The following is a 24,225-nucleotide window of genomic DNA, read 5'->3' as shown; positions in this document are numbered from 1 at the left end:
GTGCTTCGCGATCTTGTTCATGCCCGCGGATGCATCTCGGCGCTCCGATTTTTACCTTCACAAGTGGCCGAGCCTCTGAGTTCGGCTTTCTTGTTTCGCCGTCCAGCCGCGCCATTAGGCATTGAAAAAGGCACTCTCTCATTCTATATTTCCGATGCGTCGGAAGATTTACTTAGGAGCGACCATGGCAGCCGTAGCCGAAATGCTGAAGGCAAGCGAGGCCGCCGTGGTCTCGCGTGTAAGCCTGCGAGATGTCAATCGCGCAATCGATGAACGCATCCTGCCCGATGCCTTCGTATCGGTTGACAACGGCCGGCACGTCCTGGCCGGAGCCTGCTCCTTCATCAGCTTCTACTTCGAGACCGCAAAACGTCTAACCTCGGAAGAACGATTGTTTGCGATCAGGATGGTTGAGCCCAAGCTAACACTCTCGCGCTCGCTCGCTTGGGCGGCACTGCTGCGCGAGGACTGGACCGTGCGTGACGACTTTCTGACGATCGATCTGACGCCGTTCCTGAAGAGCACGAGTGAACGTCTGTCCGATCTCGAGGCGGCTCGCGAGATGGTCACGTCGTCGGATGACGTGCTCAGCGGCACGCCCGTTATCCGTAACACTCGCGTCCCAGTGTATGATGTCGCGGCATCCGTCACTGTCGGTCATTCGGTTGAGCGCATTCTTGGGGCCTACCCGAGCCTTGACGCGGAGAAGGTACGGCTCGCGGCGATTTATGCAGAGGCGAACCCCCTGCGAGGGCGTCCTCGTACTGGAGACCTTCCAAAAGGCTCCGTCATCACTTCCGATCGCCGTGTTCCGCGACTTAGGAAGGCGGATGAAGTTCCTGATCGATGAATGTCTCACCCCCGAGCTTGCAAAAATTGCGCATGGGAAGGGTCATGGCGAGACCAGCCACGTTGTCTGGCTGGGGCTCGCCGGGCTCAAGGACTGGGAGCTCAAGCCGATCATTCTTGAAGGCGACTGGACCTTCGTCACCAAGAACTCGGTGGATTTTAGGGGGCCAAAGGATAATCCGGGCACCAAAGACAGTATGCAGATGTTGCCATCCACGCAGGGCTTGTTTGCCTAAACGGCCCGCCAGGCATGGATCTCGACATGCAGGTCGAACTTTTCGAAATGGCTCTGATCGAGCTCGACGACGATGATCTTGTGAACCAGGTTCTTGAAGTGACCCTCGAAGACGAGGAAACGTTGCGCGTTGTCCGTTATGCGCTACCGAAGGAATGATCGAAGCCAACCAGGCCGCAAGCCGGGGGCGCAGGACCGATCTCATCAATGGTCCTGTCGTCGTCGCGAAGCGCGAACAGGCACCTGCCGAGACTGGCCGCGGCAGAGTGAGACTGTCGCGAACAGACGACAAAAACAAACACCACTTAGGCATGCCATAGAAGGTAGCAAGCCCTCGGGTCGCAACAACTACGGCGCCGGAAGGCACGACTGGACGACATCGTCGCTATGCCAAAGACGTTCGCACTGGTCCGTTCTGAATCCTATCTTGACGCGACGTTCGCCTATGAAGAGCCAAAAAATGTAGCGCAATCGGTTCAAGATTGACTGAAACCGCACCGTTCCTGAGCGGTGCTCAGACCGCTACCGAATGCCTGGCCTTTCCACAATATTTGTCGAACTTTGCCGCGATGCTCCTGACAAACGGCCGGCTTTCCGCAGGCACGACGAAGCGGTCACCATCAAGTTCAAGCAACCGCGCAGGATCTTGGAGGGCCGTGGAACTCGCCTTGAGGAGAAGTCTTTGGCCGGCTTTGCCAAAGCGCTCCACCAGCTCAATCGCCGAGAAGGCGAAGTCACACATCAATCGCTCGATGATCCAGCCGCGAACACGGTCGTCGTCGGAAAGCGCGATACCCCGAACAGCGGCCAGCCCTCCTTGTGCAACCATGCGTCCATACTCGGCGGTCGAAGGCATATTCTGTGCATAGCCTTGCCGAAACTGGCTGATGGATGACGGGCCAAGGCCGATCAAGGTCTCGCAGCGATCCTCCGTATAGCCCTGGAAGTTCCGGCGCAGTGTTCCGGCGCGGGCGGCAAGCGCGAGGGCATCGCCCGGTTTGGCGAAATGGTCGAGCCCGATTGCTTCGTATCCCTGGTCCACGATCGCCCGCGCCGCAAGTTGCGATTGAGCAAACCGCTCTGCCGGACCCGGCAGCCATGCCTCGTCGATCATCGTCTGATGTTTCTTGAACCACGGCACATGGGCGTAGCCAAAAAGCGCTATCCGATCCGGTTCCAGGGTCAGTGCCTGCGCGACGGTGGAGGCGACACTCTCCCTGGTCTGGTGTGGCAAGCCGTAGAGCAGGTCCAGATTGACCGATTCGACGCCGCGCGAACGAACGCCGTCGACTACCGCTTTGGTCTGCAAAAAGCCCTGCTCGCGGTTAATTGCCTTTTGCACCTTCGGGTCAAAATCCTGGACGCCGAGGCTCGCACGGGTCATGCCGATTTCGGCGAGTGCGTCGAGGCGGGCATCGTCCATATCATTGGGTTCGATTTCGACGCCGATCTTGGCGCCGGGAAGAAACGTGAAGCTGTTGCGCAGGGCGGTTCCCAGCGCCACCAGATCCTCCGGTTTGAGCATCGTTGGCGAACCGCCGCCGAAATGGACGGCACGCACGCGGCCCTTGCCTGCGACAAGACCGGCGACGGTGGCGATCTCGGCATGCAGTGAGCGAAGATATGTGGTCACCGGTTCGTAGTGGCGTGTCTGCTTGGTATGGCAGGCACAGAACCAGCAAAGCTTGTCGCAGTACGGGATGTGCAGATAGAGCGAGATCTCGTCACCACCTTCGAGCGCCTCCAACCAGCCTCGGTAAACGACGGCATCGACCCCCGCATGGAAATGCGGCGCGGTCGGATAACTGGTATAGCGCGGGACATTCTCGCCAAGTCTGGCAGCTAGCTCCGGTCGCATGTCGTGGTCCACCGTGTTTGCGTCGCCGGAACTGTGGATGCTTGGATGAGCCTAAGCCCTGATTTCGATCAACCTTCAGCACGGACAAACTGCCGCAAGGATTTTTCTACCGTCGATTGCTATCCTGCCTGCACTGGACCGGTAGACCGATCGAATGACATTACGGCAGGATATTCACAGTTCCGGCATTCCCGTTCTTTGCCTGTCTTGCGAGGCACGGCACCGCGGTGTCTGTGGTGCGCTCGAACCAGACCATTTGGCTCGGCTAGCCAAGACTTCATCGCGGCACAAAATCGAGCCGGGGGTCGAACTGATCGGCGACGCCGAGGCGGTCGACAGCTATTCAAACGTGCTTTCAGGCGTGGTGAAGCTGACGAAGAGCCTTTCGGACGGCCGCCAGCAGATCGTCGGCCTCCAGTTCGCGCCGGATTTTCTGGGACGGCCCTTCAAGGTGAAAAGCGCGATCAATGCGCAAGCGGCAACAGTTGTCTCGCTATGCTCGTTTCCGAGAGCGGCCATCGAACGGATGATGAAGGAATCACCGGAATTTGTGCATCGCCTGCTCAAGCAGACGCTGAACGAACTCGACGAAGCACGCGAATGGATGGTTACTCTGGGGCGCAAGACCGCACCGGAGAAGGTGGCGAGCTTTCTCCTCATGATCGCCCGGAACATCGATTCCAGTGTTAACCCGGCGGCCAGGTCGGCGTGCTTCGAGCTGCCGATGACGCGTGCCGACATCTCTGATTTCCTTGGAATTACAAACGAGACCGTGAGCCGTCAGCTGACCAGCCTGAGAATGGACGGCGTGATTCGGATCGAGAACAACCGCCGTGTCACCGTGGACAGCATGAGCCGGCTGGAACGGCGCTGCGGCGGCCGAGGCGCAACCGCCGTTTGAATGACACCGAAGCTGCATGGCCTCCGTCACCTACTTCGTTCGGGGCAGGGCATGCTCGCGTTGGGCTTAGAAGAAATCGCATAGCGACAGCCCGCTCTCCATCCGATGGTGCGTTTCGGCCAACTCGTCGGCGAAGCATCCATCTCGAGGTGCTCGACGTGTAACCGGCTGTTCCAGGCAGGATCGCACTCGGCCGAAGTCAATACGCCTCATACGCAGGGGAAAATCGCCGTTCCCCCGAATCATGAATGTCACGAAGGCAGCGCAACGCTGGCGCTGGCTGTCCCAAGGCATTGAAACGATCGACGTTCGGCAAGGCATCGGCCTACTTTCCAGCGTCACAGAAGGCGCGCTTCCCACACGCCCGCGATCGCCTCCATACCCGGCCAGACCGGGGACGCCGGGCCTGTCCATAAGCGTGGCGGCCGGTGCTGCGCTTCCACATTCGATCGCCACAGTCTGATCGCACCGAACTCGATGCTGCTCGAAGCAAAATCGTGCGGCTCTGACATGGATCAGGGCGAGCAGGCCACGGCTGCGCAATAAGGCACTGCGGTTTGGCGCCCGCCGGAATCGGAAATCGGGGCTTGCGATGAAATTCGGCACAGAGATCGTCCTTCTAAGCCTGTTTGCGTTTGCGGCCCTGGTGGCTGCCGGCTTCGGCGTAGATGAACCTTTTCGCCAGCATATGTGGGTTTTGTTCTTCGCCGTGGCTGGCTTCACTGCGATTCTGTTGCGCAACACGGAGTTCAAGCCGACAGTTCCGATCGACCCCGCCGCTTACATGGATGGGCCGATCCGCTACGGTGCCATCGCCACCATGTTCTGGGGTGTCGTCGGTATGCTGGTCGGCGTCGTCATCGCCCTGCAGCTCGCCTACCCGGATCTCAACATCCAGCCCTGGTTCAATTTCGGCCGACTGCGGCCGCTGCACACATCCGGTGTTGTGTTCGCTTTCGGCGGCAACGCGCTGATTTGCACGTCTCTCTATGTGGTGCAGCGCACCTGCCGCGCGCGTCTGTTCGGCGGCGATCTCGGCTGGTTCGTGTTCTGGGGCTATCAGCTGTTCATCGTCATGGCGGCAACCGGCTACCTGCTCGGCATTACCGAGAGCCGCGAATACGCCGAGCCCGAATGGTATGTGGACCTGTGGCTGACCATTGTCTGGGTCGCCTATCTCATCCTGTTCCTCGGCACGATCCTAAAGCGCAAGGAACCGCACATCTATGTCGCCAACTGGTTCTACCTTGCCTTCATCGTGACCATCGCAATGCTGCATGTGATCAACAACCTGTCGATGCCGGTCTCCTTCCTGGGCTCCAAGAGCTATTCAGCCTTCTCCGGCGTACAGGACGCCCTGACGCAATGGTGGTACGGCCACAATGCCGTCGGCTTCTTCCTCACCGCCGGCTTCCTCGGCATGATGTATTACTTCGTGCCCAAGCAGGCCAACCGACCGGTCTATTCCTACCGGCTGTCGATCATCCACTTCTGGGCTTTGATCTTTCTCTACATCTGGGCCGGTCCGCACCACCTCCACTACACCGCACTCCCTGACTGGGCGCAGACGCTCGGAATGGTGTTCTCGATCATGCTCTGGATGCCGTCATGGGGCGGCATGATCAACGGCCTGATGACGCTATCCGGCGCCTGGGACAAGATCCGGACCGACCCGATCATCCGCATGATGGTGATGGCCATCGCCTTCTACGGCATGTCGACCTTCGAAGGTCCCATGATGTCGATCAAGACGGTCAATTCGCTGTCGCACTATACCGACTGGACCATAGGTCACGTGCACTCCGGTGCGCTCGGCTGGGTTGGGATGATCTCGTTCGGCGCGATCTACTACATGGTGCCGAAGCTTTGGAGACGTGAACGGCTCTATTCGCTGCGGCTCGTCAACTGGCACTTCTGGCTGGCGACGCTTGGGATCGTCGTTTACGCCGCGGTGATGTGGGTCTCCGGCGTCATGCAGGGCCTGATGTGGCGCGAATACAACGAGCAGGGCTTCCTGGTCTACTCCTTCGCCGAAACCGTCGCCGCCATGCATCCCTACTACATCATGCGTGCCATCGGCGGCGCGATGTATCTGTCGGGCGCCCTCATCATGGCCTGGAACATCGCCATGACCATCCTCGGCTACCAGCGCGAGGAGGATCCGATGCCGCGCTCCATCCCCGCCCTCCAGCCTGTGCGATCAGGAGCCAGAAAATGGGCCTGATGGACAGACACGCGGTCATCGAGAAGAACGCCACACTTCTTCTCCTCGGGTCCCTGCTGGTCGTAACAATCGGCGGTATCGTCGAGATCGCGCCGCTCTTCTATCTCGACAACACCATCGAGAAGGTGGAAGGCATGCGGCCCTATTCGCCGCTCGAGCTCGCCGGGCGCAACATCTATGTGCGTGAGGGCTGTTACCTCTGCCACAGCCAGATGATAAGGCCGTTCCGCGACGAGGTCGAGCGCTACGGCCACTATAGCCTGGCGGCCGAGTCGATGTACGACCACCCGTTCCAGTGGGGCTCGAAGCGCACCGGGCCGGATCTCGCCCGGGTCGGCGACCGCTACTCGAACGGATGGCACGTCCAGCATCTCACCGAGCCGCGTTCGGCGGTGCCGGAATCGATCATGCCGAGCTACGCGTTCCTGAAGGACATGCCCATCGAGGTGAAGGATTTCTCGACGCATCTGATCGCCAACAGCCGTGTCGGTGTGCCCTATTCAGACGACATGATCGCTCATGCCAATGCCGATCTCATGGCGCAGGCCGATGCGAATGCCGACACATCGGGCCTGGAGAGACGCTATCCGAAAGCCAAGGTTGGGGACTTCGACGGCGATCCGCAGCAGGTCACCGAAATGGATGCGCTGGTCGCCTATTTGCAGATGCTCGGCACGCTGGTCGATTTCAGGACCTATGACGAAGCCGCCGGTTACCGCTGAGGAGAATGGCGATGACCTACAATTTCATGCGGGAGTTTGCCGACAGCTGGGGCCTGCTTGCCATGGCACTTTTCTTCCTCGGATGCGTTGCCTTTGCATTTCGTCCCGGCAGCCGCAGGCAAGCCGAGAGAGCCGCTCACATTCCTCTCAAGGACGACTGATCATGGGCAGCGAGCATATCGACGAGGTTTCGGGCATCTCGACGACCGGCCATGAGTGGGACGGCATCAAGGAACTCAACAACCCGCTTCCGCGCTGGTGGGTCATAACCTTCTACATCACCATTGCCTGGGCGATCGGCTACACCGTCGTCTATCCGGCATGGCCGATGCTGACTTCCGCGACCAGGGGTGTGCTGGGGTATTCGAGCCGCAGAGACGTCAAGAATGAACTGGCGGCGGCCGAAGTGGCCAAGGGTAAATTTGTCGCTGCCATTCAGGCGAAGACCGTCTCCGAGATTACAGCCGACAATACGCTACGCGAATTCGCCATCGCCGCAGGTGGCGCCGCGTTCAAGGTCAATTGCGTGCAGTGCCATGGCTCGGGCGCTCAAGGGTCCAAGGGTTTTCCCAACCTAAACGACGACGATTGGCTGTGGGGTGGCAACGCCGAACAGATCCAGCAGACGATTGCGCACGGCATCCGCTTCGCATCGGACCCGGATACGCGCCTGTCGGAAATGCCTGCTTTTGGCGACGTCATCACGACGGATCAGATCAAGCAGGTCGGCGCCTATGTCGCAAGCCTCTCCGATCCTGTTCAGGACACAAGCCTGATCGAACTCGGCGCCAATGTTTTCGCCGAGAATTGTGCGGCCTGTCATGGTGAGAATGCAAAGGGCAACAGGGAGCTCGGCGCACCCGACCTGACCGACGCGATCTGGCTTTACGGGTCTGGCGAAACAGCCATCGCCGCGCAGGTCCGCGCCCCGAGGCATGGCGTCATGCCGGCCTGGATCGGGCGTCTCGGCGAGATCAAGGTCAAGGAACTCGCGGTCTATGTCCATTCGCTTGGCGGCGGAGAATAGGAACGCAAGCCTATTCTCGTCCTCCCCCCAACCGCCAAGCGACGAGGCCCGGCGCGAGCCGGGCCTCGGCATCATCCAGAAACCGATGGGTCGGGCTTCCGGCGAAATCGTCGCTGGTGACTGGAGCTTCTCGTGCTCGATAACACGCAAATAGAACGGCTCGAAGCCGATGCGGTCAACTCCGCCAAGACCCGTCAGCCGCTCTATGCCGGACGCAAGAAGATCTTCCCGAACCGGGCTTCTGGCAGTTTCCGCCGCTTCAAGTGGTCGGTGATGGCAATCACGCTGGGGATCTACTACCTGACCCCCTGGCTGCGGTGGGATCGCGGGCCATTTGCCCCTGACCAGGCCGTGCTGGTCCATCTTGCCAACCGCCGCTTCTACTTCTTCTTCATCGAGATATGGCCGCAGGAATTCTACTACGTCGCCGGCCTGCTGGTCATGGCCGGTGTCGGCCTTTTCCTGATCACATCCACCGTCGGCCGGGCCTGGTGCGGCTATACGTGCCCGCAGACCGTGTGGGTCGATCTGTTTCTGGTCGTCGAGCGAGCCATCGAGGGCGACCGCAACGCGCGCATCAAGCTCGATGCCGGTCCCTGGACTGCGCGCAAACTCGTGCTGCGAACATCGAAACACGCCATTTGGCTGGTCATAGGGGTGCTGACCGGCGGCGCCTGGATTTTCTATTTCGCCGATGCGCCGATGCTGCTTGGGGAACTCTTCACCGGCACCGCCGCCCCCGTCGCCTACATCACCGTCGCCGTGCTGACGGCGACGACCTATACGTTCGGCGGGCTGATGCGCGAGCAGGTCTGCACCTACATGTGCCCATGGCCGCGCATCCAGGCGGCCATGCTCGACGAGAATTCCCTCACCGTCACCTATAATGACTGGCGCGGCGAACCGCGCTCGCGTCACGCCAAGAGGGTCCTTGCCGCCGGGCAGCCCGTCGGCGACTGCGTCGACTGCAATGCCTGTGTCGCGGTGTGCCCGATGGGGATCGACATTCGTGATGGCCAGCAGCTTGAATGCATCACCTGCGCGCTCTGCATCGATACCTGTGACGGTATCATGGACAAGCTCGGCAGGGAGCGCGGACTGATTTCCTATGCGACGCTGGCCGACTACAACGCCAATATGAGACTGGCGACCCCGGGCGGCTCCGGTTCAGTCAACCCGTCACTGGTCAGGAGCGCTGACGGCCTGTTCTCCGACAAGGTGGCCCGTTTCCATATCCGCAAGATCTTTCGCCCGCGCACCTTCATCTACATGGGCGCCTGGTCGGCGGTCGGTCTCGCGCTGCTCTATTCCCTGCTGACCCGCGAACGGCTCGAATTGAATGTCCTGCACGATCGCAACCCGCAGTTCGTGACGCTGTCCGACGGTTCGATCCGCAACGGCTACACCGTCAAGCTGCTTAACATGATCCCCGAACCAAGAACGATCATTGTCACGATGCAGGGCCTGCATGGAGCCGAAATGAGCGTTGTCGGCATCGACCTGCCGGCGGATCGCTCCTTCGCCATCCCGGTCGAACCCGACCGGCTGAAGATGCTCAAGGTTTTCGTGCGTCAGCCGGCAGATCAGGTTCGGGGTACAGCGCAAAGCTTCAAGTTCCGGGTCGAAAACAAGGCAACGTTCGAGTCGGACGAATATACGGCCACTTTCAACGCACCGGAGAGCGCCAGATGAGCGACACCTCGCGACAATCCCGCGAATTCACCGGCAGGCATATGCTGTTCACCATCCTTGGCTTCTTCGGCGTGGTCATAGCGGTCAATCTGACGATGGCGACGCTCGCCAACACGAGCTGGACCGGCCTTGTCGTCGAAAACACCTATGTGGCGAGCCAGCAGTTCAACAAGAAGGCCGAGGAGGGGCGAGCTCAGGCAGCCCTCGGCTGGACTGGCAAACTGACCATCGCAGGCGGTGAGGTCCGCTACAGCCTCACCGAGGCTGTCGGCAAGCCGGTTGCCTTGCATGGCGTCAAGGTGCTGTTTCGTCATCCCGCCTACGAGGCCGAGGACAAATCCGTCACTCTTGCCGCTGCCTCCGGTCAGATATTCGCCGCGCACCACATCCCCAAGGATGGCGTCTGGATCGTCGAAATCGACGCCGATGCGAGCCTTGCGGAACCCTATCGCGACGTTCGCCGGATCGTGATTTCCCGCGGGGCGCTGCAATGAGCTGCTGCGCGCCAGGCGCCGAAATGGCATTGGACCTGGAAAAGGTCACACTGGTCCTGCCTTCTGGCCAGGAAATCAGACTGGCGAGCCGCTCGATTGGCGAAAATCTTCGCCAGACCGACCTTTCGGTGCCGGCTGTGCATTGTGCCGCCTGCATCCAGACGATCGAGACGGCGATCGGGAAGCTGGATCGCGTCGAAGGCGCTCGTGTCAATCTTTCAACGAAACGTGTTTCGGTCCGGTGGCGCGGCGACGAGGTTCCGCCATTCGTCGCCACACTTGGACGGCTGGGCTATGGCGCGCACCTGTTCGATCCCGAGGCTGACGGGAAGGACAGGACGCTCTCGGAACTGATCCGCGCCGTCGCGGTCGCCGGCTTTGCGGCGGGCAACATCATGCTGCTATCAGTCTCCGTCTGGTCCGGCGCGCAAGGCGCGACCCGCGACCTGTTCCATTGGGTCTCGGCCTTGATTGCCATTCCTGCGCTCGCTTTCGCCGGCGGCATCTATTTTCGCTCGGCCTGGAATGCGCTGCGCCACAGCCGCATGAACATGGACGTGCCGATCGCGGTCGGGGTATCGCTCGCTTACGCCATGAGCCTCTACGAGACGATCAACCATGGCGACCATGCTTATTTCGACGCGTCGGTGTCGCTGCTGTTCTTTCTGCTGATCGGCCGCACGCTGGATCACGTGATGCGGGAACGGGCACGGACGGCCGTAAACGGACTGGCTCGGCTGGCGGCGCGCGGCGCCATGGTGCTGCGCGAGGATGGTTCGCGCGACTACTTGCCGGTTGGCGAGATCGAACCAGGAATGGAGCTCTTGATTGCGGCTGGCGAGAGGGTGCCCATCGACGGCAGGATCATTGGCGGGGCATCGGATCTCGACTGTTCCCTGGTTTCCGGGGAAAGCACGCCCAGAACGGTGGGCCCGGGGGCGCAGGTCCAGGCCGGTACACTCAATCTCACCGGTCCGCTGACCATCGAGGCGACGGCCGCCGCGAAGGATTCATTCCTGGCCGAAATCGTTCGGCTGATGGAAGCGGCAGAGGGCGGCCGCGCCCGCCATCGCAGGATCGCCGATCGCGTCTCCGCGCTCTATGCCCCCGTGGTCCACCTCACCGCCTTTGTGACGTTCCTCGGCTGGATGGCGGCGACCGGCGACTGGCACCGGGCCATAACCATCGCCATCGCCGTTTTGATCATTACATGCCCGTGTGCGCTCGGTCTCGCCGTGCCGATCGTGCAGGTGGTCGCTGCGCGGCGGCTGTTTGAAAGCGGCGTCATGGTCAGGGACGGCTCCGCCATGGAGCGCCTGGCGGGGATCGACACGGCATTGTTCGACAAAACCGGCACGCTTACGCTCGGACTGCCCAGGCTGATCTATGCGCCGTCCATCGATCCGACGATGCTCGCCATGGCGGCCGAGATGGCAGCGCATTCCCGCCATCCCTTTTCGAAGGCAATCGCTGGCAATGCAGCCTTTGCCGGCCAGCCGAAACTCGCGTCCGTCAGCGAGCATCCGGGCTTCGGCATCGAAGCCATCGCCGAGGGCAGTACCTGGCGGCTGGGTCGCCGCGGATGGCGTGAGTGGAAAGCTCGGATCGGCGGCGAAGGCAAACAAGGCTATGGCGGAACCGTTCTGACGAAGGACGGGGTCATTGTCGCGACTTTCGATTTCGAGGATGAGCTGCGTGCCGATGCCAAGGCGGCCATCGAGCAACTGAACGGCGCCGGCGTGTCGGTGGAGATGCTGTCGGGCGACACAGAAGCTGCCTGCGGCGAAGTCGCGGAAGCACTGGGCGTCGAGCGCTTCGTTCCCGCGTTGCTTCCCTCCGGGAAGGTCGAACACATCGAAGCATTGACGCGAACTGGCCACAAGGTGCTGATGGTCGGCGATGGGCTCAACGACACGCCTGCATTGGGCGCCGCACACGTTTCGATCGCTCCGGCCACGGCGGCGGATATCGGTCGCAACGCCGCGGATTTCGTGTTCCTGCGTAAAAGTCTTCTGGCGGTCCCACTTGCTTTAGACATTTCGCGGAAGGCCGGACGGCTGATCCGGCAGAACATCGCCATCGCGATCGTTTACAATGGCATCGCCGTGCCGGTCGCCATTCTGGGGCACGTTACGCCACTGATCGCGGCGGTCGCGATGTCCGCCTCGTCCCTCCTGGTCATCGGCAATGCGCTACGTCTGCAAGGTTTCGTGTCAAATGCATCGGTGCAAGATGCCCGACATGACAGGCGCTCGGACATTGGCGCACTGGCACAATCCTCATGACGACGCTCGCCTACCTCATACCTGTGGCCCTGTTCCTCGGAGCGCTTGGGCTGGCGGGGTTCCTGTGGGCCTTGAGGAGCGGCCAATATGAAGATCTCGATGGCGCCGCCGAGCGGATCCTGATCGACCGCGACGAGCCACGCAGTTGACCCAGCCTGCCCTGCGAGGACTCGCTCGAATATTTTCCGCGGTTGCTTCGCGTCATGCCGATTTCGGCGCGCGACGGGTGCGAACGGATCAGCCAGAATACGTTGCCGAACTTTCGGCCAGGAAAGGGCCGCACCGAACGGGAAGCCGGCCATTCCATGATGACCTGACCAGACCATGGTGTGGCGGTCGACCAGTCGACCGTGAACCCGCCGTTGCCGCGTTTATCGAGCCTGGTTGATCCACATCAGGGTTATCTCTTCATAGGCATGGTTTCATTGAGCATTTTTGAACGGAGAACGGATGTCTAACGGACGGTTAGGTCGCGTGGAGACGCTTGGGGAGATGAGCCGCAAACCGTGGATCGATTGCGATGCGTTCCAGTGCCCTTCGTCGCAGATAGCCGACGCAATGGCGGCACGCTGATGGCCGGCTCTGTCGATAAATTCGACGTTATTGTGGTCGGAGCCGGGCCGGTCGGACTTTCCTTCGCCGCGTCGCTTGCCCAGAGCCGACTCAAGGTGGCAGTGGTTGAACGGCAGTCGCTCGAAAGCCTGGCGAATCCGGCTTTCGACGGTCGCGAGATCGCGCTGACCCACGCATCGGTTGGAATCCTTCGCGAGCTCGGCGCCTGGGATGCCATCCCCGCTTCGGACAAATCACCGCTACAAGGCGCGCGCGTGCTCAACGGATCGAGCCCTTTCGCCCTAAGCTTCGATTCTCCCAGCGGATCTGGGGAACCACTCGGAATTCTGGTCCCAAATTGTCGGATCCGCGACGCCCTGTTCAAGCTTGTCCACTTCCAGGATCATGCCCAGCTGCTGTGCGGCCGCTCGGTCATCAATGCAACAACCAGCCACAAAGAAGCAGTCATAACGCTCTCTGATGGCAGGCAATTGGCCGCTCGGCTGCTCGTTGCAGCGGATTCGCGTTTGTCCGCGACGCGCGACCTGCTCGGCATTGGCGCCGACATCAATCGGCTTGGCAACTCCATGCTGATTTGCCGAGTGAGGCACGAGCGCGCCCATCACCAGATCGCGGTCGAATGGTTCGATCACCATCAGACGATAGCGATGTTGCCGCTCATGGAAGGCGTGTCGTCGCTGCTTCTCACGTTGCGCTCAAGCGAGGCCGACAGACTGCTTGCTCTCGACGACGATCTGTTCCTCATGGAATCGACGAGCCGGTGTCGAGGACGCTTCGGAGAGATGACCTTGGCAAGCACCCGCCATGCCTATCCGCTGGTCACGACCTGGGCGCACAAGTTCTGGGCTCCGAGTGCGGCACTGATCGGCGATGCTGCCCTCGGCATGCACCCGGTGACCGCGCATGGCTTCAACATCGGCCTCAGTGGCCAGAAGCAACTCGCCGATAGAATCCTGGCGACATGTCGCGAGCGCCGCGACATTGCTGATCCCGACATGCTCGGCAGATACGAAAGCGGGCTGCGTCTGTCGGCGGCACCGCTCTATCATGCTACGAATGCACTTGTCGCTCTCTACTCAGGCGAGCACCCGGCGGCACGGCTTGCAAGACATGCAGGGCTTCGCTTTGCCCAATATCTTCCCTTTATCCGCCATGGCATTTCGGCCATGCTCAGGCGGTGAATCGCAGGCAGCGCTGCCGCTCTGGAACGCTATCTCGGCCCGGCTTCCTTTTGTCTCGCCGGGCGCGTTGATGCCGTTGGTAGGGCTGCTTCCATGGTGACGTTGCCGATCCTGGGATGATTCGGATCAAGGCACGCGTGCGGGCAAGAGCTCGATGGTTAGACGGCAAGGCCAAGAGGCAGACGTGCGCCCCGAAGACATGGTGAGCACACTGGTTATCCCCGCTGGATAGTTAACCCGTCCTTCAGTGGGCCTGCGTAGGCTTGTCCTCGCGAACAACGATGGGAGCAAGCTGGTCCGTCCATGGCCCCGAAGAATGAAGACACGCTGGAGGCCAAAATCCGTCAGGATCAGCTTGCTGACCTGAGGGCCGGCCTCTTCGTGTCGATGCCGATAAGCGCTATCCTGTCAGGCCTGATTTGGGCGGTGCACGCCCTTTCTGGCAGCGGCTTTGCAGCTGCAATCTGGTTCCTGGTCGTCAATGCGATAAATGCCGCCCGCCTTGCACTCGCGCGTTATCAGCTAAAGGAAACGGGGCGCCATGACGGATTAGTGAGGGTTTTGCCGCGGCTTCGCTGGTTTGGCATCCTTGCTCTTCTGGCAGGGTTTGCCTGGTCCTTCCTGGCCGTCCTGACTGTTGGATACACGACACCTCAAGCACCGCTGCATCTGGTCATTCTGGCGGGCATTTCAGCTGGTGCGGTTACATACGGCAGTTCGTATGCCGCGGCGGCGATCAACTTCATCACACCTCCGCTCCTCATCACGGTGGGTTGCCTTTTGGCGAAAGGCAATTTTGAAGACTACATTCTGGCTTTTACCGTTCTGCTCTTCATGGGCGGCTTGGTTCGAGCTTCGTTTGTTGGGCAAGCACGGTTCCGCGAAGCGAGCCGCCTGAGGCATGAGGCCGAGCGGCTTGCGGCGGAGATGAAGGCCAGTTCCAGGCAGGACCACCTGACGGCCCTTCTCAACAGGCGTGGCCTCGAAGACGCTATCGGACGGTTCGAGACCGCGGATGGCCCCTTCGTGGCAATGCTGGTTGACCTGGACGGGTTCAAATCCGTCAACGATACCTACGGTCACAGGACCGGTGATGAACTGCTTGTCAGGATCGCCCGCCGCATAGAGGAGGAAGCACCGGAAGGCTCAACGCTCGCTCGTATCGGCGGCGATGAATTCGTGCTGTTTTTTCCCTCAACGAGGGTTTCGCTTTCTGCCAATGATCTCGCCTCCAATATCATAGCAAAAATTGCCCGCCCCTATCGGGAGGTCGCGTCCGTCCGGGTCGGGGCATCAATAGGAATATACCTGGCGGAAAGCCCGGGCCTGACCGAAATGTTGTTGCGGGCGGATATCGCCCTTTACACGGCCAAGCGTCGTGGCAGGAACGAATTTTGCCTGTTCGATGCCGAACTCGACAGGGAACTGCAACGCCGCCAGTCCGTCGAACGGGACCTTCATTCGGCGATAAAGACGAGAAGCTTGCAACCTTGGTTCCAGCCGATCGTGAAACTCGACACCGAGGCCGTGGTCGGTTTTGAAGCCTTGCTGAGGTGGTCCCATCCGACTCATGGTGCCATCTCTCCACCCGAAATCATCACAGCTGCACGCGAAACCGGAATGCTTCAGCTGCTGACGCAAACCGTCTTCGCCGACTGTTGTGCTTTTATCGACGGCTTGGTGAAAGCTGACTGTCGTGATTTCCGTGTGGCGATGAATGTTTCGCCGCGCGAACTGGAAGCCGGCGATATCGACGACATGGTTTTGGATGGTCTGGCGGCAAAAGGCCTCCCTGCAACGATGTTCGAAATCGAGATTACCGAAGAATCCCCGGTGGACCCGGACAGAGTGGATGAAAAGCTCGGACGGCTTTCACATGCGGGCATTTCCATCGCGCTCGATGACTTCGGCACCGGCTTTTCTACGTTGGCATCGCTCAAGGACAGTCGGATACGCAAGGTGAAAATAGACCAGGGCTTCATTCGCGGCTTGGCCAAGTCCCGAGAGGACCGACTGCTTGTCAAATCGGTCATCGATCTCGGTAACATGCTCGGGATCGAGGTCATGGCCGAGGGCGTCGAAACAGAGGCGGATCGGCAAACCCTGCACAAGCTTGGCTGCCGAACCGCTCAAGGCTACCTGTTCTCCAAGGCTGTGCCTCTGAGCCAAGCACTGGAAATGGCAGTCAAACAGCACGCGAAGCAGTTGTGACCGCTCCCGCCGCGCCGTCTCTCGCGGCCGTGCGCTCATGAGTGACGGGTATCTGAACGTCCTTGTTTGAAGAGCATGACAATCCGTGCTGTGCGTCAGCCGGCGAACAGTTCCTTGTAGCCGGTCGTCACCATCCAGTTCGCCCGGTCGATATGGCTGCGAAGAGCCTTGCGGGCGCGGACCGGTTCAAGGGCCGGGTCGATGCCTAGAATGAGATCGGCCATCTCCTCTTCGCTGGCATTGTCGGCGCAGGCATCCAGGATCCGCAGGTAGATCGTGAAATGCTGCCTATCGTAGGCCGTCAGGTTCTCCGACCAGGGGACTTCGTCGCACAGAGTTGAGTTTCGAGTCTCATCTGTTCCCATTGATCGATTCATGCCTGTTGCGAGCCTCGGCTGTTGAGCGCTGGATGCAACGCAGCATATCCCAAAATGGGATAATCCGAAACCGGGATTAGTCGCTGATCCGGTCTTTACCCGACCGGTTCGCCTACATGCCCAAATCTCTTCGCTCGCCCCGCCACCAGCGGTTTCTGGCCCAGCTGGTTTCCCTGCGCAAGGCCAAAGGCCTGACTCAGGCGCAGGTGGCCGAGAAGCTTGATCGTCCCCAATCCTTCGTGGCCAAGTACGAGGGTGGAGAGCGGCGTCTCGATGTCATCGAGTTTCTCGACTTAACTGCGGCGCTTGACGCTGATCCGTGCGAGATTCTGTCCAGCCTGCGGGCTAACGGGCGCCTGCGCGTCTAACGGCTCGCGCCGGTGCCGTGAACCGAGCGTGCTTTTCTTCGGCAAGCTGCCATTCCGCTGCGGGTGGGTCTTTACCAAGCCATGCCGATATAGGATGATAATCCTAGGTGGGGCGATTCCTCAGCGGAGATCGCAATGGCTAGGACCAAACTTTCCAAGCAGCTTTCACAGGCTGAAATCGAGCGCTTTCTCGCGGAGGCGGAACGGCTGCACCAGAGCATCGTCCAGCCGCTTCTATCACCTACCAGCAACCATTACCGGGCTCTCCAACGCACCCATGAAGCGCTGTTGAAGACGGTGAAGGATATCACCGGTAAGGATGCGCCGTTCATTCAATGGTTCGGAACAGGACCGGTGAATTAGACCAGACTTATAGACTCCAGGCTGCAAACGTCGCATTCTCTCTTCGGGGAGAAGGGGCGTGGGCAACCATCGCTATCAAGACAACCGGTACAACCGTCGCAGGTATGGCGAGCGCCATCGTTCGAAGGACGTTCCGTTGTGGGCAAAGATCGTTGCTGGTGGAACAATCCTGGCTGGCTTTCTTGCCTTCGAAATCGGCCCTGCCGCTCTCGGCTGCAACATCAAAGCCAATATCAGCTACAACACGGGCGAGCGCATCTATCATGTTCCCGGACAGGAATATTACTGGGAGACGCGCATCAACCTGTTGAAAGGCGAGCGCTGGTTTTGTTCGGAGGAAGCCGCGCGCAAGGCTGGGTGGCGGAAGTCTCGGGTCTGAGCGTCCGTGGTAAATGCTTGCGAAAATGCTGCATCGCACATGTTTTCGGTGCAGCATTCATTTGAAGTATTTATCGCGATCCGTTCGAAAAATCTGTCCAGCCTGCCGTCCTGGCGGGCGCCCGCGCGCCTGACGACGCGCACCAGGTGCTCGTGAACCGAGCCCGCTTTTCTTCGGCAAGCTCAGGCGGTCTCGGCCATTCGGCTTCGCCCCTTGGCGTGGGCAGCCCTTCGGGCTGTGACGGCCGCCGCCCTTGCGGGCGGCGCGGTTTGTCTGTTGGCCTTTCCCGGTGGCGCGGGGTGGGCGGCACTCCCTTCTAGGCCCGCCGCGGCAGCCCGCAACCCTTCGCGTGCCGCTCAGGGTCCTCCTCTTCGTTCCGGTCCTTCGGATGCGGTCCGCCTACCACGGCGGGCCTTTCCGGTCGCGACTCGCCGCCCATCCCGCTTCCGGGGAAAGGCGCGGCGATTGGCGAGCGAAGGATGAGACGATGCATGCAAACAGCAAGCGTTGTGCCAGCACAGAGGCTGGCGCAGGCAAGGGCGGGCGCCCCGGCGCCAGCCTTTATCAGGAGATCACCGACCGCATCATTGCCGAGCTGGAGCGCGGCACCGTGCCATGGGTCAAGCCATGGGGCAGGGCAAAGGCAGGCCTTGGCCTGCCGAGGAATGCATCCTCTGGCCGCACCTATTCCGGCATCAATATCCTTATCCTGTGGGGCGCGGTGATCGAGCGCAGCTATCCCAGCCAGAACTGGCTCACCTTCCGGCAGGCGCTCGTCCTTGGCGGCAACGTCAGGAAGGGCGAGCGCGGCACGACCATCGTGCATGCCGACCGCTTTGTCCCCAAGGACGAGAAGGAGCGCGCACGCCACGAGGGCGATGAACCACAGGCCGTGCCTTTTTTAAAGCGCTTCACCGTCTTCAATGTCGCGCAGTGCGATAATCTTCCGGAAGACCTCTATGCCGCCGCCGAGCCGCTGCCTCAGTGCGAGATCGTGCCGCAGGCCGAGACGCTCATTCGCGCCAGCGGTGCGGATTTCAGGGTCGGCGGCGATCGCGCTTTCTACATGCCGGGCAGCGACCACATTCAGGTGCCGCCGCAGCCGGCGTTCCATCACCAGATCGACTATTACCGGACCTGCTTTCACGAGCTTGGCCACTGGACCGGCCACCCGACGCGGCTTGCTCGCGACCTCTCCGGCTCGTTCGGCTCCAAGGCTTACGCGCGTGAAGAATTGGTCGCCGAAATCACTGCCGCCTTCGTCTGCAGCAATCTCGGTATCGAGCCGACCGTGCGTCATGCCGATTACATCGGCTCATGGCTGAAGGTGCTGCGCGAGGACAACCGCGCCATCTTCCGTGCCGCCAGTCTTGCCTCCAAGGCCGCCGATTTCCTGTTTGGCCTTCAGGCCGATGCCGAAGGCGAGGCGCAGGAAGGGATTGCGGCATGACGATGCGCGATCCTCAACTGACCGCGACCGAGCCGACGCCGCAAGGCGAGCAGATGCTCATTCCCGGTGTCCGGCCGATCACCACGCGCGATCGGCTCACCCTCCTGATGGACGCGCCGATGTGTCCGCGCGCGGCGCAAAAGCCGCTCGATATCGGCCTCTTCGATGAAGCCAGCAGAAATCAACTCGACCTGTTCTGACAAGGAGTCTTTCCATGATCCTGATCACCGATCCACTGCGCGCACGACTGCTCGCCAATGGCGCCGCCGACGCCGACATCGACCATTTTCCCGTTGTGAAACTGTTCGATCCGACAGGTGCCGCGACGTGGCTTCTGAGCGAACTCGACGCCGATGGCGACACGCTGTTCGGTCTTTGCGATCTCGGCTTCGGCTTCCCCGAACTCGGCAGCGTCAGTCTGGCCGAGCTTGCATCCGCAAAAGGTCCGCTTGGCCTCGGCATCGAGCGCGACCTGCATTTCCAGGCGCGCTATCCGCTCTCCGCCTATGCCGAAGCCGCCCGCATTTGCGGCCACATCACCGAGGCCGAGCGACTTCTGCGGCAGGCAGCAGACGCCCTTTCAAAGCCCCATTCCGAGCTTCCGTCCGACACGGCGGAACAGCAGCGCCGATAGGCGCAAAAACCGTCCCGCCGCGCCGGCCGTCGGCCTCTGCGGCGGGGACAACCTCACCAAAGCGAAGGAGAGTAGCCATGCAGCTTGCCCACATCCCCTTGGATCACCTCAACATTTCCGCGCTCAACATGCGCCATGGAAAACGCGCGCCCGACATTTCCGATATCCTGCCATCCGTGCGTGCGCGCGGCGTGCTGGTGCCGCTCCTTGTGCGGCCCAACGGCCAGCCGGAAACCTTCGAGATCGTTGCCGGCAGGCGGCGCTATTTCGCCGCGAAATCGCTTGCCGACGAGCGCGGCGAAGGCGATCCCTTGCCCTGCGCCATCATGGAGGACGGTGACGACGCCGATGCGCTGGAAGCCTCGCTGATCGAAAACCTCGCCAGCCTCGATCCTGACGAAGTCTCGCAATGGGAGACGTTTTCGCGGCTCGTCAGGCAAGGCCGCACCGTTCCAGACATCGCTGCGACCTTCGGCATCACTGACCTGAAGGTCAAACGCATTCTGGCGCTTGGCGACCTCTTGCCCAAAATCCGCGAAGCCTATCGGCGCGAGGAGATCGACGCCGAGACGGTGCGCCATCTCACCATGGCGTCCAAGGCGCAGCAGAAGGACTGGCTGGCACTCTGTGCCGATCCAGATCAATACGCGCCGCGTGGCTTTCAATTGAAGCAATGGCTGTTCGGCGGCCAGTCGATTTCCACCAAGGTGGCGCTGTTTGCCATCGACGAATATCCCGGCCTGATCACCTCGGACCTGTTCGGCGAGGACAGCTATTTCGCCGATGCCGACCTGTTCTGGCAAAAGCAGAACGAAGCGATTGCCGCCAGACGCGACACCTATCTCAACGGCGGCTGGAGCGAGGTGGTGCTGCTGGGACCGGGCCAGTATTTCCACCCATGGGACCACGAGAAGACCCCGAAGAAGAAGGGCGGCAAGGTCTTCATCGCGGTCACGTATCGCGGCGAGGTCGAGTGTCACGAGGGCTGGCTGTCACACAAGCAAGTCCGCCGCGCCCGCGAGGGCGGTGAGCAAGAAGAAACAGCCGCCAAGCCGCCGCGCCCCGAACTCACCGGCCCGATGCAGAACTATGTCGATCTGCATCGCCATGCTGCCGTGCGTGCGGCCATGCTCGACCATCCCGCCGTGGCGCTGCGCCTCGTGGTGGCGCACGCCATCACCGGTTCCGGCCTGTGGCAGGTGCGCCCCGAGCCGCAGCGCGCAGCCAACGAGACGGTGACTGCCAGCCTTGCCGGCTGCAAGGCTGAAGCCGCATTCGGCAAAAAGCGGCGCGAGGTATTGGCCCTGCTCGGATCACCGGATGAGGATGGCGTGGTCGCCGGCGGCAATGGCGACGCCTTTACTATTGCCGGCGTGTTCGCGCGCCTCTTGGCGCTGTGCGACGACGATGTCATGCGCGTTCTCACCCTTGTCATGGCCGAGACGCTTGCAGCCGGCAGCGCCGTCATCGAGGCGCTCGGCAACCATCTGAACGTCGAAATGGGCACATGGTGGCAACCGGACGATGCCTTCTTCGACCTCTTGCGCGATAAGGAAATCGCCAATTCGATGCTGGCCGAGATCGGCGGCAAGCTGGTCGCGGACGGCAATGTCGCCGAGAAGGTCAAGACGCAAAAGAAGATCATCCGCGACTTCCTGGCGGGCGAGAATGGCCGCCTCAGGGTCGAGACCTGGCTGCCGCGCTGGATGAAATTCCCCGCCGAAAGCTACACCAGCCGCGGCGGTTTCCGCACCGCCGATCAGTGGGCACAAGTGCAGCCGCTGTTCGTCCGCGAATAATCGATCAGGACCCAAGCGGCGGTTCTTTCGAGTGCCGCCGCTCAGGTCGCGCGCGCCGCTCCGGACCGCGCCGGCTGCCGATCGGTCGTCTTGTCGAGCCGGTGCCGCGCGCGAGAAATCCCGACGCCAACTCGCCCCATTTCGGCAGCCCTGCACCACGCCGGGTTGCTTGCTGAGGCGCCAGGCGCATGGGGCCAATTGTCCGATCCGGTTGCCGACAGAGCCCGCGCAGCCAGCCCCCTGCATTGCCGCCCGCTCTTGTGCCACCGATCGCGCCACCTGTCTCCATGTGTCTCAGGGACCATTCCCCTGCGGCTGGCTTGACGACCTATGGGCGGATCCGGCCCGCCCGAAACCCTCGCCAGCAGCTTTTTTCCCCGCCGCCTGCGGCGGCTTCCTCGCGCCGCTTCGCTTCAAAAAAGCTGTCCGCTCGGGTCCTCCGCTATCGCTGCGGCCGTCCCGGTTCCGGCGGTCCGGACGCGCCCATCACGGTCCGCCATCGCAGGGGAATGGTCCCCGGCGAGCACCAAAAGGAGACTGAAAATGACCGCGATCGGATACGTCACCAAACAGGAAAACGGCGGCTACAAGGGCCAGCTCAAGACGCTCAGCGTCCGCGCCGACATCGACATCGTGCCCAATCAGGCAAAGAGCGCCGACACCCATCCCGACTTCCGGGTGCTGACGCAAGGGATCGAAGTAGGGGCCGGCTGGATCCGCACCGGCGAGACCTCCGGCAAGGACTATGTGAGCCTGTCGATTGCCGCCCCGGAGTTCGGCCCGCGCAAGCTCTACGCCAATCTCGGCCGCGCCGCCGGCCAGGATGACGACGACACATACGCCATCATCTGGAACCCGGTCGACTGAACCGCCAGCCTCGAGCCCCGCCCCGCAACCGGCGCGGGGCTCTTTCGGGAGGGGGCGGCGAAAACTCGCCCCCCACTCTTCGCCCGTCCCCGAAACGATCTCGCTCGCCGATCCTCGCCGTCGCTTGTCCGTAGCGAAACGAGGACCATCATGGACGACGAAAACGAACGCGCGGCCCGCGCGAAGAAGGGCAGTCCGTTTCTCAACACCGCGCAGGCCGCCTTCTATATCGGGCTGTCCCAGCGCACGCTGGAGAAGATGCGGCTCAAAGGCGGCGGCCCGCAATTTCGCAAGCACGGCCGCTATGTCCGCTATCACATCGACGAGCTCGACGACTGGTCGAAGGGACGCGCGCAGGAGACCAGGCCCGAGGATGGCGGGCACAATTCCGGCTCGGCCGGTGAGGGAGGCCGCTCATGAGCCGGCGTCCCACTATCCGTCTGATCGGCAGCCATCTGCGGCGCATTCGGGCGCGCAAGACGATCGCCGTGGCCACAATAGGCCTCGGCCTGATCGGCTTCGCCGCTTTCGACAACCCATCGCCCTGGCTGGTGTGGAACGCCTCGGCCAGTGCGCCGGTCGGCCTCTATCGCGTCGCGTCCGGATCACCGGCTCGTGGCGATCTGGTGCTCGTCCGCCCGCCAAAACCGGTCGCCGATCTCGCCGCCGAACGCTTCTATCTGCCCAGCAATGTGCCGCTGGTCAAGCGCCTTGCCGCGCTGCCTGGCGAGCATGTCTGCGCCTTCGGCGACGCCATCATCATCGGCGGCGAGATTGTCGCGCGCCGGCTGGCAACCGACACGCAGCACCGTCCGCTGCCTTGGTGGAATGCCTGCCGCAAGCTTGCCGCCGACGAGTTTTTCCTGCTCGGCAACGATAGAAACCGCTCCTTCGACAGCCGCTATTTCGGGCCGGTGCCGGCCGAAAATATTGCCGGGAGGCTCGTGCCGCTATGGACCGAGTAACCCTCCTGATGCTGGGCATGGTCGCGATAGCGCCATGCGCCTGTTCCGCCGCGACCGACGCTCAGCCGGCCGCCATCTCCCGTGGTCCGCAGCTCCAACGATGGCAGCCCTTGGTGGCCGAAGCAAGCCGGCGATTCAGCATTCCACAGCCCTGGATTTATGCCGTCATGGATGCCGAAAGCCGGGGGCAGACAATGGTGGACGGACGGCCGATCGCGTCACACGCCGGCGCCGTTGGCCTCATGCAGGTGATGCCCGGCACCTACGAGGAGATGCGCGCAGAGCTTGGCCTGGGGGCCGATCCGCACGACCCTCGCGACAACATTCTGGCAGGCACTGCCTATCTCCGCGCCATGTATGACCGCTTCGGCTTTCCCGGCCTGTTTGCCGCCTATAACGCTGGGCCGGACCGCTACGAACAGCATTTGCAGCGTGGGCGACCGCTGCCCAGCGAGACGGTTTCGTATCTGGAAGAGCTCAAGGCGGCGGGGATCGCGGCCGCCGACATGGACGCGTTCACCGGCAAATCCCGTTCCGGAAAAGCGCCGGAAATCCCGTCCGCGCAGTCGCTGTTTTTCCTGCGAAACGGTGTTTCCGCGACCGATCCGAATGGCCAAATCGTGGTGCCGCTCGGATCGGAGCGAGCAAGGTCAGGCCGGCCGGATCGCAGGTGAGGGCAGGGGTACCGTGGGTCGGGCGGGGCAGGGAGGCAGGGAGGCAGGTCCGCGGAAGGCAAGATAAAGGCATCGCCTCCTGGAGGCGGCGAAGTCT

Annotated in this window: 27 protein-coding genes; 25 read left to right on the top strand and 2 right to left on the bottom strand. The window is 61.6% G+C overall.

The annotated features are described in order from the left end of the window. Positions 1-184: 184 nt before the first annotated feature. From NKI19_RS19425 to NKI19_RS19415, 3 genes are read left to right on the top strand one after another with little or no spacing between them, the layout of a single operon-like run. Complete coding sequence (locus NKI19_RS19425; RefSeq protein WP_352508080.1) at positions 185-850, top strand: DUF433 domain-containing protein; 666 nt, start codon at positions 185-187, stop codon at positions 848-850. Beyond that, positions 831-1,085, top strand: coding sequence for a DUF5615 family PIN-like protein (locus tag NKI19_RS19420; protein ID WP_352567110.1), 255 nt, complete (start codon positions 831-833; stop codon positions 1,083-1,085). The genes NKI19_RS19425 and NKI19_RS19420 overlap by 20 nt, the downstream gene beginning before the upstream one ends. Positions 1,086-1,111: 26 nt before the next feature. Beyond that, a complete protein-coding gene (locus NKI19_RS19415; RefSeq protein ID WP_352567108.1) occupies positions 1,112-1,243 on the top strand; it encodes a hypothetical protein in 132 nt (43 codons plus the stop codon). Between the two features lie 355 nt (positions 1,244-1,598). Here the strand turns inward: NKI19_RS19415 and hemN are convergent, their stop codons facing one another. Next, the gene (hemN, locus tag NKI19_RS19410) at positions 1,599-2,942 is read right to left on the bottom strand and encodes an oxygen-independent coproporphyrinogen III oxidase (RefSeq protein WP_352567106.1); all 1,344 of its coding nucleotides are present in this window, start codon (positions 2,940-2,942) and stop codon (positions 1,599-1,601) included. A gap of 154 nt (positions 2,943-3,096) precedes the next feature. Here hemN and NKI19_RS19405 point away from each other — a divergent pair, with 154 nt between their 5' ends. The 11 genes from NKI19_RS19405 (at position 3,097) to NKI19_RS19355 (ending at position 16,252) form a co-directional block, all read left to right on the top strand. Further along, positions 3,097-3,843, top strand: a complete 747-nt coding sequence (locus tag NKI19_RS19405) for a Crp/Fnr family transcriptional regulator (RefSeq protein WP_352567104.1) — start codon at positions 3,097-3,099, stop codon at positions 3,841-3,843. Between the two features lie 592 nt (positions 3,844-4,435). Continuing rightward, the gene (ccoN, locus tag NKI19_RS19400; protein ID WP_352567102.1) at positions 4,436-6,067 is read left to right on the top strand and encodes a cytochrome-c oxidase, cbb3-type subunit I; all 1,632 of its coding nucleotides are present in this window, start codon (positions 4,436-4,438) and stop codon (positions 6,065-6,067) included. Beyond that, entirely contained in the window at positions 6,058-6,789 is a 732-nt protein-coding gene (gene ccoO / locus NKI19_RS19395) for a cytochrome-c oxidase, cbb3-type subunit II (protein ID WP_352707162.1), read from the top strand. The genes ccoN and ccoO overlap by 10 nt, the downstream gene beginning before the upstream one ends. An 11-nt stretch (positions 6,790-6,800) precedes the next feature. Further along, positions 6,801-6,950, top strand: coding sequence for a cbb3-type cytochrome c oxidase subunit 3 (locus NKI19_RS19390; protein WP_352457387.1), 150 nt, complete (start codon positions 6,801-6,803; stop codon positions 6,948-6,950). A 2-nt stretch (positions 6,951-6,952) separates the two neighbouring features. After that, on the top strand, positions 6,953-7,816 hold the full coding sequence (gene ccoP, locus NKI19_RS19385) for a cytochrome-c oxidase, cbb3-type subunit III (protein WP_352567098.1): 864 nt from the start codon (positions 6,953-6,955) through the stop codon (positions 7,814-7,816). Positions 7,817-7,948: 132 nt separating this feature from the next. Then, positions 7,949-9,508, top strand: a complete 1,560-nt coding sequence (gene ccoG / locus NKI19_RS19380) for a cytochrome c oxidase accessory protein CcoG (RefSeq protein ID WP_352567096.1) — start codon at positions 7,949-7,951, stop codon at positions 9,506-9,508. Continuing rightward, complete coding sequence (locus NKI19_RS19375; RefSeq protein ID WP_352567095.1) at positions 9,505-10,002, top strand: FixH family protein; 498 nt, start codon at positions 9,505-9,507, stop codon at positions 10,000-10,002. Before ccoG ends, NKI19_RS19375 begins: the two co-directional genes overlap by 4 nt. Continuing rightward, positions 9,999-12,287, top strand: coding sequence for a cation-translocating P-type ATPase (locus NKI19_RS19370; RefSeq protein WP_352567093.1), 2,289 nt, complete (start codon positions 9,999-10,001; stop codon positions 12,285-12,287). The genes NKI19_RS19375 and NKI19_RS19370 overlap by 4 nt, the downstream gene beginning before the upstream one ends. Continuing rightward, on the top strand, positions 12,284-12,436 hold the full coding sequence (gene ccoS, locus NKI19_RS19365) for a cbb3-type cytochrome oxidase assembly protein CcoS (RefSeq protein WP_023679633.1): 153 nt from the start codon (positions 12,284-12,286) through the stop codon (positions 12,434-12,436). Before NKI19_RS19370 ends, ccoS begins: the two co-directional genes overlap by 4 nt. Before the next feature lie 423 nt (positions 12,437-12,859). Continuing rightward, positions 12,860-14,041, top strand: a complete 1,182-nt coding sequence (gene ubiM / locus NKI19_RS19360) for a 5-demethoxyubiquinol-8 5-hydroxylase UbiM (RefSeq protein WP_352567126.1) — start codon at positions 12,860-12,862, stop codon at positions 14,039-14,041. Between the two features lie 303 nt (positions 14,042-14,344). Next, a complete protein-coding gene (locus tag NKI19_RS19355; RefSeq protein ID WP_352567092.1) occupies positions 14,345-16,252 on the top strand; it encodes a putative bifunctional diguanylate cyclase/phosphodiesterase in 1,908 nt (635 codons plus the stop codon). A 95-nt stretch (positions 16,253-16,347) separates the two neighbouring features. Here NKI19_RS19355 and NKI19_RS19350 read toward each other — a convergent pair whose 3' ends face one another. Further along, on the bottom strand, positions 16,348-16,617 hold the full coding sequence (locus tag NKI19_RS19350) for a DNA -binding domain-containing protein (RefSeq protein WP_352453619.1): 270 nt from the start codon (positions 16,615-16,617) through the stop codon (positions 16,348-16,350). 128 nt (positions 16,618-16,745) lie between these two features. Between NKI19_RS19350 and NKI19_RS19345 the strand changes: the two genes are divergently transcribed. From NKI19_RS19345 to NKI19_RS19295, 11 genes are all read left to right on the top strand, one after another. Continuing rightward, a complete protein-coding gene (locus NKI19_RS19345; RefSeq protein WP_023722035.1) occupies positions 16,746-16,997 on the top strand; it encodes a helix-turn-helix domain-containing protein in 252 nt (83 codons plus the stop codon). Between the two features lie 135 nt (positions 16,998-17,132). Next, positions 17,133-17,360, top strand: coding sequence for a hypothetical protein (locus NKI19_RS19340; RefSeq protein WP_352453620.1), 228 nt, complete (start codon positions 17,133-17,135; stop codon positions 17,358-17,360). A 58-nt stretch (positions 17,361-17,418) separates the two neighbouring features. Then, on the top strand, positions 17,419-17,739 hold the full coding sequence (locus NKI19_RS19335) for a sunset domain-containing protein (RefSeq protein ID WP_352468497.1): 321 nt from the start codon (positions 17,419-17,421) through the stop codon (positions 17,737-17,739). A 487-nt stretch (positions 17,740-18,226) separates the two neighbouring features. After that, entirely contained in the window at positions 18,227-19,189 is a 963-nt protein-coding gene (locus tag NKI19_RS19330; RefSeq protein ID WP_352567090.1) for an ArdC family protein, read from the top strand. After that, entirely contained in the window at positions 19,186-19,389 is a 204-nt protein-coding gene (locus NKI19_RS19325; protein WP_352453623.1) for a hypothetical protein, read from the top strand. The genes NKI19_RS19330 and NKI19_RS19325 overlap by 4 nt, the downstream gene beginning before the upstream one ends. 14 nt (positions 19,390-19,403) lie before the next feature. Beyond that, the gene (locus NKI19_RS19320) at positions 19,404-19,823 is read left to right on the top strand and encodes a DUF2958 domain-containing protein (RefSeq protein ID WP_352567089.1); all 420 of its coding nucleotides are present in this window, start codon (positions 19,404-19,406) and stop codon (positions 19,821-19,823) included. 77 nt (positions 19,824-19,900) lie between these two features. Continuing rightward, positions 19,901-21,622 carry a ParB/RepB/Spo0J family partition protein gene (locus NKI19_RS19315; RefSeq protein WP_352567087.1) on the top strand — a complete coding sequence of 574 codons (1,722 nt, stop codon included), beginning with the start codon at positions 19,901-19,903 and terminating at the stop codon, positions 21,620-21,622. A 543-nt stretch (positions 21,623-22,165) separates the two neighbouring features. Further along, complete coding sequence (locus NKI19_RS19310; RefSeq protein WP_023747246.1) at positions 22,166-22,489, top strand: DUF736 domain-containing protein; 324 nt, start codon at positions 22,166-22,168, stop codon at positions 22,487-22,489. A gap of 150 nt (positions 22,490-22,639) precedes the next feature. Then, positions 22,640-22,909, top strand: a complete 270-nt coding sequence (locus tag NKI19_RS19305) for a helix-turn-helix transcriptional regulator (RefSeq protein ID WP_352453595.1) — start codon at positions 22,640-22,642, stop codon at positions 22,907-22,909. Further along, the gene (lepB, locus tag NKI19_RS19300) at positions 22,906-23,454 is read left to right on the top strand and encodes a signal peptidase I (protein WP_352502721.1); all 549 of its coding nucleotides are present in this window, start codon (positions 22,906-22,908) and stop codon (positions 23,452-23,454) included. The genes NKI19_RS19305 and lepB overlap by 4 nt, the downstream gene beginning before the upstream one ends. After that, the gene (locus tag NKI19_RS19295) at positions 23,442-24,128 is read left to right on the top strand and encodes a lytic transglycosylase domain-containing protein (protein WP_352567085.1); all 687 of its coding nucleotides are present in this window, start codon (positions 23,442-23,444) and stop codon (positions 24,126-24,128) included. Before lepB ends, NKI19_RS19295 begins: the two co-directional genes overlap by 13 nt. Positions 24,129-24,225 lie beyond the last annotated feature (97 nt).

Origin of the sequence: Mesorhizobium sp. M0751 (assembly GCF_040320265.1) — a bacterium.
Taxonomy (GTDB): Bacteria; Pseudomonadota; Alphaproteobacteria; order Rhizobiales; family Rhizobiaceae; genus Mesorhizobium.
Note: the sequence above shows the minus strand (reverse complement) of the source record. Positions and strands in the feature narration are given on the sequence as shown.

Coding starts and splice junctions, on each gene's coding strand:
- NKI19_RS19425 (WP_352508080.1), top strand. CDS start 185: ATGGCAGCCGTAGCCGAAATGCTGAAGGCAAGCGAGGCCGCCGTGGTC.
- NKI19_RS19420 (WP_352567110.1), top strand. CDS start 831: ATGAAGTTCCTGATCGATGAATGTCTCACCCCCGAGCTTGCAAAAATT.
- NKI19_RS19415 (WP_352567108.1), top strand. CDS start 1,112: ATGCAGGTCGAACTTTTCGAAATGGCTCTGATCGAGCTCGACGACGAT.
- hemN (WP_352567106.1), bottom strand. CDS start 2,942: ATGCGACCGGAGCTAGCTGCCAGACTTGGCGAGAATGTCCCGCGCTAT.
- NKI19_RS19405 (WP_352567104.1), top strand. CDS start 3,097: ATGACATTACGGCAGGATATTCACAGTTCCGGCATTCCCGTTCTTTGC.
- ccoN (WP_352567102.1), top strand. CDS start 4,436: ATGAAATTCGGCACAGAGATCGTCCTTCTAAGCCTGTTTGCGTTTGCG.
- ccoO (WP_352707162.1), top strand. CDS start 6,058: ATGGGCCTGATGGACAGACACGCGGTCATCGAGAAGAACGCCACACTT.
- NKI19_RS19390 (WP_352457387.1), top strand. CDS start 6,801: ATGACCTACAATTTCATGCGGGAGTTTGCCGACAGCTGGGGCCTGCTT.
- ccoP (WP_352567098.1), top strand. CDS start 6,953: ATGGGCAGCGAGCATATCGACGAGGTTTCGGGCATCTCGACGACCGGC.
- NKI19_RS19375 (WP_352567095.1), top strand. CDS start 9,505: ATGAGCGACACCTCGCGACAATCCCGCGAATTCACCGGCAGGCATATG.
- NKI19_RS19370 (WP_352567093.1), top strand. CDS start 9,999: ATGAGCTGCTGCGCGCCAGGCGCCGAAATGGCATTGGACCTGGAAAAG.
- ccoS (WP_023679633.1), top strand. CDS start 12,284: ATGACGACGCTCGCCTACCTCATACCTGTGGCCCTGTTCCTCGGAGCG.
- ubiM (WP_352567126.1), top strand. CDS start 12,860: ATGGCCGGCTCTGTCGATAAATTCGACGTTATTGTGGTCGGAGCCGGG.
- NKI19_RS19355 (WP_352567092.1), top strand. CDS start 14,345: ATGGCCCCGAAGAATGAAGACACGCTGGAGGCCAAAATCCGTCAGGAT.
- NKI19_RS19350 (WP_352453619.1), bottom strand. CDS start 16,617: ATGGGAACAGATGAGACTCGAAACTCAACTCTGTGCGACGAAGTCCCC.
- NKI19_RS19345 (WP_023722035.1), top strand. CDS start 16,746: ATGCCCAAATCTCTTCGCTCGCCCCGCCACCAGCGGTTTCTGGCCCAG.
- NKI19_RS19340 (WP_352453620.1), top strand. CDS start 17,133: ATGGCTAGGACCAAACTTTCCAAGCAGCTTTCACAGGCTGAAATCGAG.
- NKI19_RS19330 (WP_352567090.1), top strand. CDS start 18,227: ATGCATGCAAACAGCAAGCGTTGTGCCAGCACAGAGGCTGGCGCAGGC.
- NKI19_RS19325 (WP_352453623.1), top strand. CDS start 19,186: ATGACGATGCGCGATCCTCAACTGACCGCGACCGAGCCGACGCCGCAA.
- NKI19_RS19320 (WP_352567089.1), top strand. CDS start 19,404: ATGATCCTGATCACCGATCCACTGCGCGCACGACTGCTCGCCAATGGC.
- NKI19_RS19315 (WP_352567087.1), top strand. CDS start 19,901: ATGCAGCTTGCCCACATCCCCTTGGATCACCTCAACATTTCCGCGCTC.
- NKI19_RS19310 (WP_023747246.1), top strand. CDS start 22,166: ATGACCGCGATCGGATACGTCACCAAACAGGAAAACGGCGGCTACAAG.
- NKI19_RS19305 (WP_352453595.1), top strand. CDS start 22,640: ATGGACGACGAAAACGAACGCGCGGCCCGCGCGAAGAAGGGCAGTCCG.
- lepB (WP_352502721.1), top strand. CDS start 22,906: ATGAGCCGGCGTCCCACTATCCGTCTGATCGGCAGCCATCTGCGGCGC.
- NKI19_RS19295 (WP_352567085.1), top strand. CDS start 23,442: ATGGACCGAGTAACCCTCCTGATGCTGGGCATGGTCGCGATAGCGCCA.